Here is a 17034-nt window from a genome sequence, read left to right on the forward strand (position 1 = left end):
AACATCCCGCCATGCATCAGCGGCTCACTCTGCCCCAGCTCGAGGCGTTCCTGACGCTGGAGGCAACCGCCAATTTCAGCGCGGCGGCGGCAGCGCTGGGCGTGTCGCAACCGGCCTTCAGCCGCACCATCCACCAGATCGAGGTACGGCTGGGCGTGCGGCTGTTCGACCGCGATTCGCGCCATGTCCGGCTGACCCCGGCGGGCCAGCAGCTCCGCCCGATCGCCGAGCGGCTGCTCAAGGATTACGACCGGCTGTTCCGCGAGTTCGAATCGCATGTCGAGGGCCGCGAAGGGCGCGTGCGCGTCGCGACGCTGCCGTCGATCGCCGCGACGCTGCTGCCCGGCGCGATCCGGCGGTTCTGCGAAACGCATCCCGGCGTCAAGGTCGATATCTGGGAGGATGTCGGGCCGCCCGTGCATCGGATGGTGGCGGAGGGCGAAGCCGATATCGGGATCGCGCCGCGGCCCGCGGCGTCGATGGCGCTCGATTTCAAGCCGATCTATCAGGACCGGCTCGTGCTGGTTTGCCGCGCCGATGACGAGCTGGCGCGCGCGGCGCATGGCTGGTCGGTGTTCGGCGAGCGTCCGTTCATCGCGATGTCGACCGACACTGACCTGCGCGGCATGATCGACCGGGCGCTGGCCGCGGCCAATGTCGTGGTCGAACCGCTGTTCAACTGCAAATATCCGACGACCGCGGGCGCTTTGGTCATCGAATCGCAGGGGATCAGCATCCTCACCCGGCTGGGCGTCGAGCAGATCCGCAGCCCCGATCTCGCTTGGCGAGAGCTCGACGGACCCGACGCGTTCCGGCTGATCGGCCTGGTCACCTCGCCCGGCCGGTCGCTGATGAGTCCGGCGCATGATTTCATGCGCGAGGTCGAGAAGGAAGCCCGCGCGCTCGGGCGCGCGGCATAATCGTCATATGACTCAAGGTATTGAGCTATGACTCAAATGTCATGGCGCGGGTAGCGCGCTAAGGCCACTCTCTTGCTGTCCGGTGCGCCGCCGCGCTGGGACAGGGTGAGCCGCACGGACATGATCCGGCGGCCGAACGGGGAGAGATGTCGATGGTTCACGGGTCAATCGCGCGCCGTTTTTCGAAATTCCAGGCTCTCACAGGCGTCGCCGCCGTCGCGCTCGCCGCCACGCCGGCGCTGGCGCAGACCGCGCCGCCGCAAGCCGCCGAACCGCAGGAGGAGCAGGCCGAGAGCGGTTCGAACCGCGAGATCGTGGTCACCGCCACCCGCGTCGTCCGCGACGGCTATGCCGCGCCGACGCCGGTAACGGTGTTCGGCGAGGAGGACCTCGCCCGCGCCGGTCAGAGCAACGTCTTTCAGGCGGTCAACCAGCTCCCCTCGCTCGCGGGCAGCAACTCGACCCAGACCTTCGGCACCACGCAGAGCACCGGCACTGGCGGCCTCAGCACGCTCAACCTGCGCGGCCTCGGCACCAACCGCACGCTGACCCTGCTCAACGGCCAGCGCGTGGTCGGCGCGCTCAACATCGGCGTGACCGATGCCGGCTCGTTTCCGCAGGGGCTGGTCAAGCGAGTCGATATCGTGACCGGCGGCGCCTCGGCAAGCTGGGGCTCGGACGCGGTCGCGGGCGTGGTCAACTACATCCTCGACGACCAGTTTGTCGGCCTCAAGGGCAACATCAATGGCGGCGTCACCACCTATGGCGACAACAAGCAATATTCGGTCTCGCTGACCGGCGGCTTCCGCTTCGCCAACGACCGCGCGCATTTCGTGATCAGCGGCGAATATCAGGACAATGACGGCGTCCCGCGAGGCAGCGGCAAGCGCGACTGGTATGACGGCACCAAGGTGCTGATGCGCACCATCGCCACCACCCCGGCGGGCGAGCCGCAATATATCGTCGCGCCGCGCGTGGTCGATACGCGGCTGGCGCCGGGCGGCGTCATCACCGCCGGCCCGCTGCGCGGCACTGCCTTCGGTCCCGGCGGGGCACCGTTCGCCTTCCAATATGGCACGATTGTCGGTGTCGACATGAGCGGCGGCACGCAGATCGGCGACATCGCCGACAACTCCAACCTCGAAGCGGCGATGCGGCGCGAGACGATCTATGCACGGCTTGGTTTCGATATCACCGACGATGTCACGCTGTGGGGCAGCTTCAACTATGGCGGCGTGCTGACCACCGCGCACTCTTTCCCCGGCCAGTATCGCACCGGTACGCTCACCATCCAGTGCGGCAACGCGCTCAACGGTGCCGGCTCGCTACCGGGGTCGGGCGCCAACCCGTTCGTCCCCGCGTCGATCCAGCAGGCGTGCATCAACAACAACATCACCAGCTTCGCCATGGGCAGCTATATCGCCGACCTGCCTGACACGATCGCGGTCAACGAGCGCAACATGCATCGCTTCGCCGTCGGCCTCGACGGCAGCTTCGAGGCACTGGGCAGCGACTGGAAGTTCAACGCCTATGGCGCGATCGGCAAGACCTATACGAAGTCGCTGATTCAGAACAACACGCTGACCAACCTGGTGTTCGCGGCGATCGACGCGATCCCCGGACCCAATGGCACGGTAATCTGCCGCTCCGCCGCCGCGCGTGCCGCGGGCTGCGTGCCGCTCAACGTGATCGGCACCGGCGTTGCTTCGCAGGCGGCGCTCAACTGGATCAAGGGCGAGCCGTGGATCAAGACCTGGCTGCAACAGGACGTCGCCGCGCTCAACCTCTCGGGCGAGCCGTTCAGCAATTGGGCCGGCCCGGTCTCGATCGCGTTCGGTGTCGAATATCGCCGTGAATCCTTCCGTCAGGAATCCGATCCCTTTTCGGTCGGCAATGGCGGCAACACGCTGCTCAATGCCGGCGGCAACAACTATTTCACCGGCAATTTCCGCTCGTCGCAGGGTGCGTTCCATGTGTGGGAAGGCTATCTCGAAACGGTGCTGCCGCTGTTCGATGGCGATGGCATGGGCAAGGCGGAGCTGAGCGGCGCGGTGCGTGCGACGCAATACAGCCAGTCGGGTTACGTCACGACGTGGAAGGCGGGCGGCACGTGGGACACGCCGCTGACCGGATTGCGCCTGCGCGGCGTCGTTTCGCGCGACATTCGCGCCCCCAACCTCGCCGAGCTGTTCCGCGCGCCGGCCAATCTGTTTGCCAGCTTCACCGATTTCGTCCCGCAGGCGCCCGGCCAGCCGCAGACCTATGACGTCAATCAGGCGACCGTCTCCAACCTCGACCTGCGGCCGGAAAAGTCGAACACGTTCGAGATCGGCGCGATCTATCGGCCGGAATGGCTACCGGGCTTCAGCGCGTCGGTCGACTTCTACCGCATCAAGGTGACGGATGCGATCAGCACGCTGAGCGGTATCCAGCAGGTCGCGACGCTGTGTCAGGGCGGCAATGCCGATGCCTGCGCGGCGATCACACGCAACCCCGCGGGCAAGGCGACCGAGATCCGCCTGGTGCCGATCAACATCTCCTCCCTCGTCACCAAGGGCCTCGATATCGAGGCATCATACCGTACCGAGGTACCGGCGTTGATCGGATCGAACGGCAGCCTCACGATCCGCGCACTGGCCACGCATGTGTTCAACTATACCAACACCCCGGGCCTGCCCGGCACGGTGCCGCAGGAACAGGCTGGGGTGAATTCGAACGCGGTCAACGTCTCGATCCCCAACTGGCGGCTCTATGCCACGCAGTCGTACAGCACCGACCGGTTCAGCTTCACGGTGATCGAGCGCTATGTCAGCCCCGGCGTGATCGCCAACAACTTCATCGAATGCGCCAGCGCGTGCCCGTTGCCGACCGCGACCAATCCGACGATCAACAACAACCAGATCGCCGGCGCGACCTATGTCGATATCGGCGCGACCTTCAAGATCACGCCGAAGATCGAGATCTATGGCAAGGTCGACAACCTCTTCAACATCGATCCGCCGCTCGTGCCCTATTACGGCATCAACCCCTATCTGGTGCGCTCGGTGAACAACAGCATGTACGACCTGCTGGGTCGTTTCTACCGCGTCGGCGTGCGGTTCAGCCTGTGATATGAGCGGAGGCGCTCGCGGCGCGGGCGCCTCCTGCGACGAAGAAAACCGGAGAGGCGGGGTGAGCGTAATGCGTACCGGGATGATGTTGTGCGTGGTGTCGGCAATCGGGCTGTTGAGCGCTCCGGCGGTTGCCCAGTCGGCCAGATCCGAGAGCAAAAAGGTCGAACCGCGCAAGGGCAGCGCGGTGATCAAGCGCGACAAATATGGCGTGCCCAGCATCTATGCCGACGACACGTACAGCCTGTTCTACGGCTATGGTTACGCTTTGGCCGAGGACCGGCTGTTCCAGATGGAATCGACCAAGCGCTCGTCGCAGGGGCGTGCGGCGGCGGTGTTCGGGCCGGACTATCTGGAAAAGGACCGCGACGTCCTCACCAATTACGATCCCGAGCAGTTGCGTCCGCAGCTCGCTGCGCTGAAGGGCGAGCATCGACTTGCGATCGACGGCATGGTCGCCGGGATCAACGCGCGCATCGCCGAGGTGCTGGCCAGCCCGCAGACGCTGATGCCCAAGCAGTTCAACGATTACGGCTTCCGGCCCGAACCGTGGACCGACCTCGACATCGCCATGTCCTGGCTCGGGCAATTGCTGTTCCGCTTCTCCGACTATAGTTCGCAGGTGTCGAACGTGACCCTGCTTTCGGAACTCACCGCGAAGCACGGTGCTACCGAAGCGAAGCGTATCTTCTCGACCTTGCGCTGGCGCGACGATCCCAGCGCGCCGCTGACCGTGCATGTCGAAGACCAGCAGGCGGGCCGCGCCGGGGTGCCGGGCCGCGCCTTCCGCCCGCCCGAGCTGTCGGGGCTCAAGCCGATCTCGCCCGCCGCCGGCGCCGAGGAAGCGCGCCAGTCGGTGTCGCTATGGGGCGGCACCGGGCCGGACAAGACGCCGCATTCGAGCAACAGCTGGCTCGCCAACCGGACCAAGCTGATCGACGCCGATGCCGTGCTGTACAGTGGGCCGCAGGTCGGTGATCAGGTGCCGAGCATGATCTGGGCGGCGTCGCTTCACGGCGCGGGGATCGATGTCACCGGATCGACCTATCCCGGCCTGCCGTACTTTCACTTCGGCACCAACGGCTACATCGCCTGGGGCCGTACCGCGCTGGCGGGCAGTATCCTCGATCTGTTTCAGGAACAGCTCAACCCCGCCAATCCGCGCGAATACCGCTTCAAGGGGCGGTGGGTGCCGATGACGAAGCGCACCGTTCGCATCGACGTGAAGGGCGGCAGGAGCGAGACGATCGATCTGTGGTCGACCGTGCATGGCCCGGTCGTCACCTTCGACGACAAGAACCGCACTGCCTATTCCAAGCGCCGGTCCTGGGCGGGCCGCGAGATGGAGACGATGTTCGCCTATTATGATGAGATGAAGGCGAAGAACTTCACGCAATGGTCGGCGGCCATCGCGCGCAAGTCGAACAATCAGAGCCAATATTATGCCGACCGGGAGGGCAATATCGGCTATATCCAGGCGGGCCGCTATCCGATCCGCGCGCCGGGGCACGAGATCCAGCTGCCGACGCCGGGCACGGGCGAGCGCGAATGGGTGGGCTTCCAGCCCGCCGCCGACAATGCCCGCGTGCTCAACCCCAAGCGCGGCTATATCGCCAATTGGAACAACCGTCCGTCGATCGACGTGCTCAACACCGACACGTTGCTGTGGTCGCGGCTCAACCATGTCGATGCGATCACGCGCCAGTTCGACGCCAGGGACAAGATGACGGTGTCGGAGGTGTGGGACATCAACCGCGATGCCTCGCACGCCAGCAAGCAGCACGCCTATTTCGTGCCGCTGATCGCCGCCGCTGTCGCGAACGAGCCGGCGAACAGCCGCATCCGCAAGGTCGCCGACGCGATCACCGGCTGGGACGGGCAGCAGGAGGACAGCACAAAGTCGGGCCGCTATTCCTCGCCCGGCGTCGCTGCCTATTATCAATGGATGGAGATCGCGCTGACGCGCTTCTTCGAGCGCGACGTGCCCAAACGCTATCTGCAAGGCTGCGAGACCGGCGAATCCGCGCTCAACTGCGAGCGCGGCCAGCCGCTCGGCGCGCAAGTCATGTATTTCGCGCTGGCCAAGGGCCAGCCGGGCAACGTGACGCCGCCGCATGACTTCCTGCGCGGCGGCGATCCCGGTGCGTTCATCCGCAAGACGCTGGCCGAGGCGGACAAGGCGCTGACCGAGACTTATGGCGCCGAGCCGGCCAAGTGGCTGGCGAAGACGCGGGTCAAGGACTGGAGCAATTTGAGCCCGGCGGGCGTGCCGTGGAGCAGCCCGGAGGAGCGGATCGAATATCCGGTCGATCAGCAACGCGGCACGATGAGCGCCTTCTACGTGTTCCGCGACGGCAAGGTCACGATGTGCGACGCGGTGCCCCCGGGCCAGAGCGGCTTCGTCGCGCCCGACGGCAAGCCCAGCCCGTATTACCGCGACCAGCAGGACATCTATACCAGCTTCGGCTGCAAGAACCGGCCGGTGACCAAGGCGGAGATCGACGCGGCGACGGTGAGCGAGAAGAAGCTGAGTTTCTGACGTTTGCATCAGCTGCGCTGATCGCGGTGCCGGCCCGCTCCCCCACCCGGCCACCCATCGGCAGAATATTCTGGAATGGGTGGCCGGGTGGGGGAGCGGGCCGGCACCGCACCCGGTTCAGCTTGCTGAACCGCTCAAATCACGGCCGCTGAAAGCCCTTGCGCACCATCGTACCCCAGCCCTGCTTCTTGCGCGCGAACTGCCACCAGCCGCGCACGCGCCACAGATTGTTGAGCTGGCGATAGCCGAAATTCTCGAACACCGCGGCAGCGGTGAGCAAGGCGAGGTCGTGCGCGTTTTCGAGCCGCCGCAGTTGCACTTCCTCGAGCACCAAGGTCGCCACGCTGATGAACACGCCGAAGGTGAAGATCACCGCGACAAAGGCGAGCAGATGGTCGAGCGAGACCAGCCCCAGCATCCACAACGGCGGCACCAGCGCATAGCCCGCGATCTCGACGATCGGCCCGATCACATCGACGATCCACACCTGGCCGAACCCCAGAAAGCCGATCCGGCCATATCTGGGGTTGAGGAACATGTCGCGATGCTTGCGATAGGTTTCGAGGCTGCCGCGCTGCCACCGCGCGCGCTGGTTGGCGAGGCTGGCGAAGCTCTCCGGCGCCTCGGTCCAGCTCACCGGTTCGGGGATATAGCTGATGCGATAGTCACGCTTGCGGTCGCGCAGGTGGCGGTGGAGCTTGACGACCAGTTCCATGTCCTCACCGACCGTATTCTGGCTGAACCCGCCGACCTCGATCGCGCTGCTGCGCTTGAACAGGCCGAACGCGCCGGAGATGATCATCAGCGCCTGCATCTGGCTGAGGCCGAGCCGCGCCATCAGGAAGGCGCGCAGATATTCGACGACCTGGAACAAGGCGAGCAGGTTGCGCGGCAGCCGCGCTTCGGTCACCCGCCCATTCTCGACGTGGCAGCCATTGGCGATGCGGATCGTCCCGCCGACCGCGACGGTGCGCACCGGGTCCTCAACGAAGGGCCGCACGACACGGATCAACGCGTCGGACTCAAGCAGCGTATCGGCGTCGATCACGCAGACGAGCGGCGTGCGCGCGACGTTGATCCCTGCGTTCATCGCATCGGCCTTGCCGCCATTCTCCTTGTCGATCACCAGCAGCCGCGGATAGGCGGGGTTGGCGTAAAGGCCGCGGACCGGCCGGTTCTCGACCGCGAGCTCGTAATAACGCTGCACCGGTTCCAGCCGGTAATGCGCGATCAGGCGGGCGAGCGTCCCATCCTTCGACCCGTCATTGACGACCAGCACTTCGAACTCGGTATAGTGAAGCGCGAGCAGCGCCTCGACGCTCTCGATGATCGACAGCTCCTCGTTATAGGCGGGCGCGATGACTGCGATCGGCGGGGCGACGTCCGCGTAACGCTCCCACAGCACCGCCGTCGAGGTGGTCGGCGGGCGGCAGTGCAGCGCGTAGCCGGCATAGCTCAACTGCACGAGGTAGAGCAGGATCTGGACGAGTCCGGTGGCGACGACGAACCAGGTGACGAGATGCGCCGCCTGATAGGACCAGTCGGGAAAATCGATCACGGCTGAAGTCCGCGTTCGGCGAGCATCGTGCTCGCAGCCTCGCGCGCCGGGCCATAGCCATGCGCCGCAGCGGCGCGCAGCCGGGCGAGTCCGGCGTCGCCGAGGCCGAGCAGCGCTTCGGCGGCGCGAAAGCGCACCCACCATTCGCGGTCGTTGAGCAGCTGGCCGAGCCGGTCGACGCTGTCGGTCAGCGCGATACGGCCGACCGCGCGCGCCGCCGCCGCACGCGCCGCCATCGATCCGCTCGACAGCCCGGCGAGGATCGCGGTCTTGCCGCTGGGATGGCCGAGCTTGCCGAGCGCGTGGAGATAGCGCGGAAGTTCCTCGCTGCCGTCATCGGCCTCCAGCGCGAGCGCGGCGAGCACCGGGACCAGCGAATAGTCGCCGGTATCGGCCATCGCCTCGATCGCGGCGAGGCGGACGTCGAGATTCTGGTCGGGCTCGAGCACCAGCGCCTTGACCTGGTCGGGCCTTGCCTGCGCGATCGAGCGGAACAGGCGCACCATGGTCCGCGGCGAGTGTTCGGAGCCGAGCCCCAACCGGCGCACCAGATCGCGCGCGTCGAGCGGCTCGCCGCGCTCGGCCAGCGCCTGCGCCGCGGCGAGGCGGATGTCGGCCGCGGGGTCGTCGAGCGCGCGATCGAGCGCGCGGCGGCTCACCGGGTCGTCGAACTCGACCAGCCCGCGCAATGCGACGGTGCGCTTGCGCTGCGAGATCGAGCGCATCTGCCGGGCGAGCCGCCGCGGCACGCCGAGCCGCGCGGCATTGGCGATGAACGCCTGCCGCTCGGCGCCGCGAACGAGCTGAATCAGTTCGAGCGAAAGATCGGCGATGACCGCATCGGAGATGCCGTGCGCCGCCGCCGGCGTGACCTCCCCGCCGCCGAGCAACAGCGGCGCAAGCCGCCGCCGCGCCGCCGCATGGCGCGCGCGTTGCCGGTTGGTCCAGAAGCGCAGCAGGACGAGCAGCAGCATGACCGCGAGGGCCGCAGCGGCGAGTACCAGCGACGCGGTCCAGATGAGCCGCAGCGCGGTCAAAAGCGCAGGCCGAGGCCCAGTCCGAACTGGGTGCGGTCGGCGCCGGTCGCGCGGTCCTCATGCGCGAGCGACAGGCGCAGCGTGGTGCGCGGGCCGATGTCGTAGCTGACCCCGCCGAACATGCTGCGCACCTCGACTACGACGCCTTCATCGGTGTCGGGCGCGTCGCCGTAACCGGCGAACAGCCGCAGCTTGCCGGTGACCTGCGCGTCGCCGCGCAGCGACCAGCCCATGCGGTGCGTGCCGCGCTCGTCGAACAGGTTGATCCAGCGGGCGGTCAGCCACACGCGCTCGCCGAGATATTGCTCGATGCCCGGGGTGACGCTCTGCACGTCGCCGATCGCGAAACGCGCCTGGCGCGCGTCGAGCGTAAGGACGGTGGCATAGCGGCCGCCGTGCAGACGCGCCGACACGCCGGCGCCGATCTGCCATTCCGGCCGGAAGTCGGGCTTGGCTGTCGCGCCGAAGCTTACATAACCCCGCACGCCGGACGCGATCTGGCCGTCGAGCGAAAGCTCACCATAGACATCGTCGAGCCCGAAGCGCCTGGCATATTCGACGCGGCCGCCGACCGCGATCCTTTCATCGGGATGGTAACGCAGCTGCGCCGCCGCCTCCTGCCAGTCGCGCTGCGGACCGGATAGGTGGCTGTAGCTGCCCTCCAGATCGAGCTGCCATTTGGGCTCCTCCGGCGCGTTCAATTGCGCTCGCAGCGCGGCGGCGTCGGTGTTGCCGGGATCGACCGGTTCGAGCGCGCGCAACGCGGCAGTGCGGTCGCCGCGGCGCTGCGCGACCCGGGCGAGGCCGATCCGCGCGTCGGCATAGCCGGGCGCGACCGCCAACGCCGCCTCGAACGCGGCTTGCGCGGGGGCAAGACGATTGAGCGCGAGCTGCGCAAGCCCGAGCTGCACCTGTGCGTCGGCATTGCGCGGATCGGCCGCGACGATCGGCTGGAGCAGCCGCACGGCGCGTGCCGGATCGCCGGCAATGCGCGCCTGTACTGCGGCCTGGTAGGGATCATCCTGACCATGAGCGGGCGCGGCCAGCACGAGCGACAGGGCGACGGCGAACGTCACCCTCATCGCGGCGCCGACAACAAGCGGGTGAGGCGGGTCATCAGCTCCTCCGGCATGAACGGCTTGACCAGATAGTCGCTCGCTCCGAGCGCAAAGGCCCCGACAATGTCCTGCTCCTGCCGCCGCGCGGTGAGCATCACGATCGGGGTTGCCGCGGTCTCCGGCGCGTCGCGCAGCCGACGCAGCACCTGCTGGCCGTCGAGCACCGGCATCATCATGTCGAGGACCACCGCATCGGGCCGGTGCTCGAGCGCCAGCGATACCGCGTCGGCGCCATTGCTCGCGGCGATCACGCCGAACCCCTTGCTTTCGAGCCGGAACGTCAGCAGCTCGACGAGCAATTCGTCGTCATCGCAGACTAGAATCGTTCGTTGTGCCACGCCTTGCCCCGGACAAATGAACAGGTCCGGAAACGTAACTAACGATATATGGCGGGCGATCCACCCGTCCGCCGCATTTTGATGGTTGCTCAGCCGTTAACCACGACGGTGATCAGGTGCAGAGCAGTGCCGGGTTCTCGACGATTTCGCGAAACGCCTGCATGAACTGCGCCGCGACCGCGCCGTCGATGGCGCGGTGGTCGAAGCTGGCGGTGGCGGCCATGACGGTGGCCAGGCCGAGCTGGCCATCGACCTTCCACGGCTGCTCGATCCCGGCGGCGGCGCCCAGGATCAGCGCCTGTGGCGGGTTGATCACCGGGAACATCTCGTCAATGCCGAACATGCCAAGGTTGGAGATCGAGGCGGTGCCGCCTTCATAATCCTCCGGCGTCAGCTTGCCGTCGCGCGCCTTCTGCGCGAGCGCCTTGCTGGCCTGAGCGATGGCGGCGAGCGACAGCGCGCCCGCGTCGCGGATCACCGGCGTCACCAGCCCGCCATCGATCGCGACCGCCATCGAGATGTCGGCACGTGCGAATCGGTGGATCACATCGCCGCCGAACTGGACATTGGCGTCGGGCACTTCGGTCAGCGCAAGCGCGAGCGCCTTGATCAGCAGGTCGTTGACGCTGAGCTTGACCCCGCGCGCATCGAGCGCGGCGTTGAGCTGCGTGCGCAGCGCGAGCAACGGATCGAGGTTGCAGCGCGCGGTGAGGTAGAAATGCGGGACGCTCGTCTTGCTCTCGGTCAGGCGGCGCGCGATCGTCTTGCGCATCGTCGAGAGCTTGACCGTTTCGACCGGCACGCCTGCGGGCGGTGGCGCGATCACGGCGGCGGCGGGTGATGCCGCGGGCGCAGCGGTCGGCGCGAACGCGGCGAGCGGCGTCAGCCCCAGATCGGCGCGCACGATGCGGCCATTGGGACCCGAGCCGGCGATCGCGACAAGATCGATGCCCTTCATGTCGGCGATGCGCTGTGCGAGCGGGCTGACCTTGATGCGGTCGGCCGGCGTGGTCCGGCGCGGCGGGAGCGGGGCTTCCGCCACCGGTGTCGGTGCGGCAGGGGCGGGGACAGGCCGTGGCGCGGCAGGCGCTGGCACTGGCGTGGCTTGGGCGGGCGCCGCAGCCACCGTCTCCAGCACGCGCGCAGGTGCAGCTTCGCCGGGCGCGGCGAGCAGTGCGATCACCGTGCCGACCGCGACCTCGTCAGTCCCTTCGGCGATCAGCAGGCTGGCGACGATGCCCTCGTCGATCGCCTCATATTCCATCGTCGCCTTGTCGGTCTCGATCTCGGCGAGCAGGTCGCCGGGCTTGACCGCATCGCCCTCGGCCACCAGCCATTTCGCCAGCGTGCCCTTCTCCATTGTCGGCGAGAGCGCCGGCATCGTCAGTTCGATTGCCATGTTCGGGGCCTTAATTGTCGAGGAAGAGTTCGGCGGCGGCGTCGGCGATCGCCTCGGCGTCGAGCCGGTAGGTGCGGTAGAGATCGGGCAAATTGCCGGTCTGGCCGAACCGGTCGGTGCCGAGTGGACTGACGCGCATGCCCTTGACCCCGCCGAGCCACGACAGCGCGCCGGGCGAGCCGTCGAGCACGGTCACCAGCCCCGCGCCGGGCGCCAGCGCGGAGAGCAGCGTCTCGGCATGGCAGGGCGCCGCCGCCGCGCCGTTCCAGCGCGCCGCGCGCCGCGCCGACCAGCCGCGATGCAGCAGGTCGGGCGAAGTCACGTTGAGCAGCCCCAGGCCGGGCAGGTCGTCGGCGAGCTGTTCCCACGCCGCCAGCGCCTCGGGTGCGACTGCGCCGCTGAACGCGATCGCGGCGTCGGCACCCGGCGCCGGCTTGCGCAGCCAGTAACCGCCTGCCAGCGCGTCCGCTTCCCACGCATCGTCCTCGCGCGCCGCTTGCGTGATCGAGCGTGTGGTCAGCCGCAGATAGACCGAGCTCCCGTCGTCCGCCTGCATATGATCGAACGCCCAGCGCATCATCAGCGCGACCTCGTCGGCAAAGGCCGGCTCGAAGGTGGTGAGGTTGGGCTGGCCCATGCCGATCAGCGGCGTGTTGATCGACTGGTGCGCGCCGCCCTCCGCCGCCAGCGTCAGCCCCGAAGGCGTGCCGACCAGCAGGAAGCGGCTGTCCTGGTAACAGCCATAGTTGAGCGCATCGAGCCCGCGCGCGATGAACGGATCATAGACCGTGCCCACGGGCAGCAACCGCGTGCCGAAATGCGGCGCTGCGAGTCCGAGCGAGGTCAGCATCAGGAAGAAATTATGCTCGGCGATGCCCAGCTCGATATGCTGCCCTGCCGCGTGCTGCGCCCATTTCTGCGCCGACGGGATCTTGGCCTTGTGGAACACATCGGCAAGCTCCTGCCGCCGGAACAACCCGCGCTGGTTGACGAACGCACCAAGATTGGTGGTCTGGGTGACGTCGGGCGCGGTGGTGACGATCCGGTCGGCGAGCGGCTCGCCCGACTTGGCGAGATCGAGCAGCACACGCCCGAACGCGGCCTGCGTGGACTGCTCTGCCCCCTCGGGCACCGGCAGCCGCGCAGGCACCGGCACCGCGGGCGCGGCAGGCTCGGCCTTGGCGCGCGCGATCGGGCTGTCGGTCACGAATGCCTGAAGCTGCGCGGCGAGATTGTCGCCGAGCCCGCCCCATTTCTCCCATTCCTGCCCCTCAGCGATGCCCAGGCTCGCGCGGAAGCCCGCCATCTGCGCCGGGTTCATCATCCCCGAGTGATTGTCCTTGTGCCCCGCCAGCGGCAGGCCATTGCCCTTCACCGTATAGGCGATGAACAAGGTCGGCTTGTCGTCCTGCGCGCCGTCGAACGCTTCGATCAGGCTCTCGATGCAATGCCCGCCGAGATTGGTCATAAGCCTGGCCAGCGCGTCGTCGTCATAGCTGTCGAGCAGCTTCTGGACGTTCGGCTTGCCGCCGATATCGGCGATGAGCCGCGCGCGCCATGCCGCGCCGCCCTGATAGGTGAGCGCCGCGAACTCGGCATTGGGGCAGCCGTCGATCCACTCTTCGAGCGACTTGCCGCCGGGCTTCTTGAACGCCGCCTGCTGCAGCTTGCCATATTTGAGCGTGACGACGCGCCAGCCGCACGTCTCGAAGATATCGTCGAAGCGGCGGAACATGCGGTCGGCGGTGGTCGCGTCGAGGCTCTGGCGGTTATAGTCGACGATCCACCAGCAGTTGCGCAGGTCGTGCTTGTAGCCCTCGATCAGGCACTCATAGATATTGCCCTCGTCGAGTTCGGCATCGCCCATCAGCGCGATCATCCGCCCCGCATCCTCGGCCTTCACCTGGCCGTGCGCGATCAGATAATCCTGCACGAGGCTGGTGAAGGCGGTGACCGCCACGCCGAGTCCGACCGAGCCGGTCGAGAAGTCGACCGGGATCGTGTCCTTGGTCCGGCTCGGATAGCTCTGCACGCCGCCGAGCCCGCGGAAGCGCTGCATCCGGTCGAGCGACTGGTTATCCAGCAGATAGTGGATCGCGTGCAGCACCGGGCCGGCATGCGGCTTGACCGCGACCTTGTCGTTCGGCCCGAGCGCGTGGAAATACAAAGCCGACATGATCGCGGTCATCGACGCGCAGCTCGCCTGATGCCCGCCGATCTTCATCCCGTCGGTCTTCTCGCGGATGTGGTTGGCGTTGTGGATCATCCACGACGACAGCCACAGCAACCGCGTGTCCAGTTGCTCCAGGGCGCCGATCGTCTCGGCGCGGTCGCGTGCGATAGTGAGTGCCATCATCCCGTCCCGTTATTGACCTCAACTATAGGCAGTTCGGTCCGGCAGGTCCTTGCGATGTGTAGCGAAAAATCATAGCATTTCGGAACTATCTGCTTGCTGATCGGCACAGAAGGCAATTTTATGACCGAAATCCAGCTTTCTGCGACTGATCGTAAAATGCTCGCCGCGCTTCAGGAGAACGGGCGAATCACCAACCAGGACCTGTCCGAGCGGGTGGGGCTTTCGCCCTCGCCGTGCCTGCGGCGGCTGCGCGCACTGGAAGAAAGCGGGGTGATTGCGGGCTATACCGCGCTGCTCGATCCCGCAAAGCTCGGCCTCAGCGTGACGGCATTCGTGCGCGTCCGGCTGGAGCGCCAGGACGACCGGCGGCTGGAGCAGTTCGAGCGTACCGTCGCGTCGTTCCCCGAAGTGATGGACTGCTATCTGATGACCGGCGATTGCGACTATCAGCTTCGCGTGCTGGTGCCGTCGCTCGATGCGTTCGAGGATTTCCTGCGCCAGCGGCTGACCAGGATCGAAGGCATCTCGCAACTTACCACGAGCTTCGGCCTGCGGCCGGTCGTCAACCGCACCGCCGTGCCGATCGACGCCGGCTAGGCGGTGCCCCCCAGCGCGCTGTTCAGGCACGAGCGCAGCTCGACATCGCTGAACGGCTTGGTGAGGACGGGGGTGTCGGCGGACGGCGCGATCGCCGATCCGGGATTGGCGTTGCCGGTGATGATCGCGGCGGGCAGGCCGTGGCGCAGCTTGCGCAGCCGCCGGACGAGTTCGGTCCCAGACAGTTTCGGCATCGCATAGTCGGTCAGCACGAGGTCGAACGCATCCGGCGCCGCCGTGAGCAGCTCGATCGCGCTCTGACCGTCGCTGACATCGACCACGCCATGCCCCAGATCCTGCAGCAGCGCCGCTGTCGTCGCGCGCACCCCGTCATGATCGTCGACCAGCAGGATGCGGAGCTGGCGCTCGCATGGCGCGGGCGCTGCCGCCGCAACCCGCTTGCGCGGCGCGCTCGCACCTTCTGCGGCGGGCAGCCAGATCTCGACCCGGGTTCCGGCGCCGACCTCGCTTTCGATGCGGATCGCGCCGCCCGATTGCTTGGCGAAGCCATAGACCATCGAGAGGCCCAAGCCCGTGCCCTTGCCCACTGCCTTGGTCGTGAAGAAGGGTTCGAGCACCTGATCGAGCAGCGCGGGCTCGATCCCGCAGCCGGTGTCGGTGATCGCGATGACGACATAGCTGCCCGCGCCGAGATCGGGCGAGGCGCTCGCTTCGTCGATCTCGCGATTGGCCGCCTGCACGCTGATCGTCCCGCCCTCGGGCATGGCGTCGCGCGCGTTGATGATCAGGTTCATCAGCGCCAGTTCGAGCTGCGCGGCATCGGCGAAGACGGGATGAAGCGCGTCCTCGAACTGCCATTTCAGCTCGGTGATGCCGCCCAACGTGTGCGTCATCAGCTCGTTGAGATTGCCGGCTAGACTGTTCACGTCGACCGCCGCCGGCTCGAGCTTCTGCCGCCGCGAGAAGGCGAGCAGATGCTTGATCAGCTCGGCGCCCTGCTCGGCGGCGTGGCGCGTCATGCCGACCACCTTCTGCTGCGCCTCGTCGAGCGGCACGCGCCGTTCGATCATGCCGATGCCGCCTAGCACCGCCGCGAGCAGGTTGTTGAAGTCGTGCGCGATGCCGCCGGTGAGCTGACCGATCGCGTCCATCTTGCGCGCCTGGTTGAGCTGGAGCTCGAGCTCATGGCGATCGGTGACGTCGAGCAGGGTCCCGGCGAATTCGAGCGGATCGCCGGCCGGATCGCGCAGCAGCACTGCCTGGTCGAGGAAGTGGCGGTAGCCGCCGTCGCGGCATTGCCAGCGATATTCGATCGACAGCCCGCGGCCGAGCGGGCGTTCGGCGAGCGTCGCCACCACGCGCTCGCGATCGTCGGGATGGAGCCGTTCGACCCAGGTTTCGGGCCGCTTGCGGATCTCGTCGAACTCGAACCCGGTCACCGCCGCGAAATTGCCGCTGACGAATTTGGGCAGGCGCGGCTGTGCGTCGATTTCTTCGAGATAGAGGATGATCGGCAGCGACTGGATGATCGCCGCCTGACGCTGCTCGGCGAGGCGCAGGCGCTTCTCGACTTCGAGCAGTTCGGCGTTTGCGCGCAGATTGGCGTCGAGCAATTGCTGCTCGTGCCGCGCCTTGCGCTCGACCTCCTTGGTCATCTCGAACAGGTCGACGAACACGCTGACCTTGGAGCGCAGCACCGACGGCTCGACCGGCTTGAACACATAGTCCACCGCGCCCATCGCATAGCCGCGCAGCAGATGCTCCATCTCCTTGTTGACCGCGGAGAGGAAGACAATCGGCACACGCTTGGTCTGCTCGCGCGCGCGGATCAGCCCGGCGGTCTCATAGCCGTCGATGCCCGGCATATAAACGTCGAGCAGGATTACCGCGAATTCGTGGCGCAGCAGCTGGCGCAGCGCCGCTTCGCCCGAGTCCGCGACGACCACCTCGGCGATGTCTTCGAGGACATTGGTGATCGCGAGCAAATTGCGCTCGTCATCGTCGACCACCAGCACACGCGGACGTTCGGTGGCTTCGGCGGCGAGTGGCGGCACGGCCGCTTCGGCGGGCTCGGCCAGACGAGATTTTCGCGCCATAAGCG

11 protein-coding genes are annotated in these 17034 nt (G+C 67.0%); 4 read left to right on the plus strand and 7 right to left on the minus strand.

Annotated elements, in window-relative coordinates; genetic code table 11:
* Positions 1-11: 11 nt before the first annotated feature.
* The 3 genes from M9978_RS05495 to M9978_RS05505 all read left to right on the plus strand — a co-directional run bounded on the left by M9978_RS05495 (position 12) and on the right by M9978_RS05505 (position 6569).
* Positions 12-920 (plus strand): LysR family transcriptional regulator, encoded by a 909-nt coding sequence (locus M9978_RS05495; RefSeq protein ID WP_254291976.1) that lies wholly within the window; start codon positions 12-14, stop codon positions 918-920.
* 152 nt (positions 921-1072) lie between these two features.
* The gene (locus M9978_RS05500; RefSeq protein ID WP_254291977.1) at positions 1073-4030 is read left to right on the plus strand and encodes a TonB-dependent receptor plug domain-containing protein; all 2958 of its coding nucleotides are present in this window, start codon (positions 1073-1075) and stop codon (positions 4028-4030) included.
* 70 nt (positions 4031-4100) lie between these two features.
* Complete coding sequence (locus tag M9978_RS05505; protein WP_254292166.1) at positions 4101-6569, plus strand: penicillin acylase family protein; 2469 nt, start codon at positions 4101-4103, stop codon at positions 6567-6569.
* Positions 6570-6708: 139 nt separating this feature from the next.
* Here the strand turns inward: M9978_RS05505 and M9978_RS05510 are convergent, their stop codons facing one another.
* The 6 genes from M9978_RS05510 to M9978_RS05535 form a co-directional block, all read right to left on the minus strand.
* Positions 6709-8127 carry a glycosyltransferase family 2 protein gene (locus M9978_RS05510; RefSeq protein ID WP_254291978.1) on the minus strand — a complete coding sequence of 473 codons (1419 nt, stop codon included), beginning with the start codon at positions 8125-8127 and terminating at the stop codon, positions 6709-6711.
* Positions 8124-9101: a HEAT repeat domain-containing protein gene (locus M9978_RS05515; protein ID WP_254291979.1), complete on the minus strand. Its 978-nt coding sequence runs from the start codon at positions 9099-9101 to the stop codon at positions 8124-8126. Before M9978_RS05515 ends, M9978_RS05510 begins: the two co-directional genes overlap by 4 nt.
* Positions 9102-9160: 59 nt before the next feature.
* Entirely contained in the window at positions 9161-10246 is a 1086-nt protein-coding gene (locus M9978_RS05520; RefSeq protein WP_254291980.1) for a YaiO family outer membrane beta-barrel protein, read from the minus strand.
* Positions 10243-10620, minus strand: a complete 378-nt coding sequence (locus tag M9978_RS05525; RefSeq protein ID WP_254291981.1) for a response regulator transcription factor — start codon at positions 10618-10620, stop codon at positions 10243-10245. Before M9978_RS05525 ends, M9978_RS05520 begins: the two co-directional genes overlap by 4 nt.
* A 112-nt stretch (positions 10621-10732) precedes the next feature.
* On the minus strand, positions 10733-12019 hold the full coding sequence (locus M9978_RS05530) for a pyruvate dehydrogenase complex dihydrolipoamide acetyltransferase (protein ID WP_254291982.1): 1287 nt from the start codon (positions 12017-12019) through the stop codon (positions 10733-10735).
* A gap of 10 nt (positions 12020-12029) precedes the next feature.
* Complete coding sequence (locus M9978_RS05535) at positions 12030-14372, minus strand: thiamine pyrophosphate-binding protein (protein ID WP_254291983.1); 2343 nt, start codon at positions 14370-14372, stop codon at positions 12030-12032.
* Between the two features lie 123 nt (positions 14373-14495).
* Between M9978_RS05535 and M9978_RS05540 the strand changes: the two genes are divergently transcribed.
* Entirely contained in the window at positions 14496-14972 is a 477-nt protein-coding gene (locus tag M9978_RS05540; RefSeq protein WP_254291984.1) for an Lrp/AsnC family transcriptional regulator, read from the plus strand.
* On the opposite strand, the gene M9978_RS05545 is transcribed toward M9978_RS05540, so the two are convergent.
* Complete coding sequence (locus tag M9978_RS05545) at positions 14969-17029, minus strand: response regulator (RefSeq protein ID WP_254291985.1); 2061 nt, start codon at positions 17027-17029, stop codon at positions 14969-14971. The two genes, M9978_RS05540 and M9978_RS05545, sit on opposite strands and share 4 nt — an antisense overlap.
* Positions 17030-17034 lie beyond the last annotated feature (5 nt).

The sequence above is a fragment of the Sphingomonas tagetis genome, from assembly GCF_024211275.1.
In the GTDB taxonomy this organism is placed as follows: domain Bacteria; phylum Pseudomonadota; class Alphaproteobacteria; order Sphingomonadales; family Sphingomonadaceae; genus Sphingomonas; species Sphingomonas tagetis.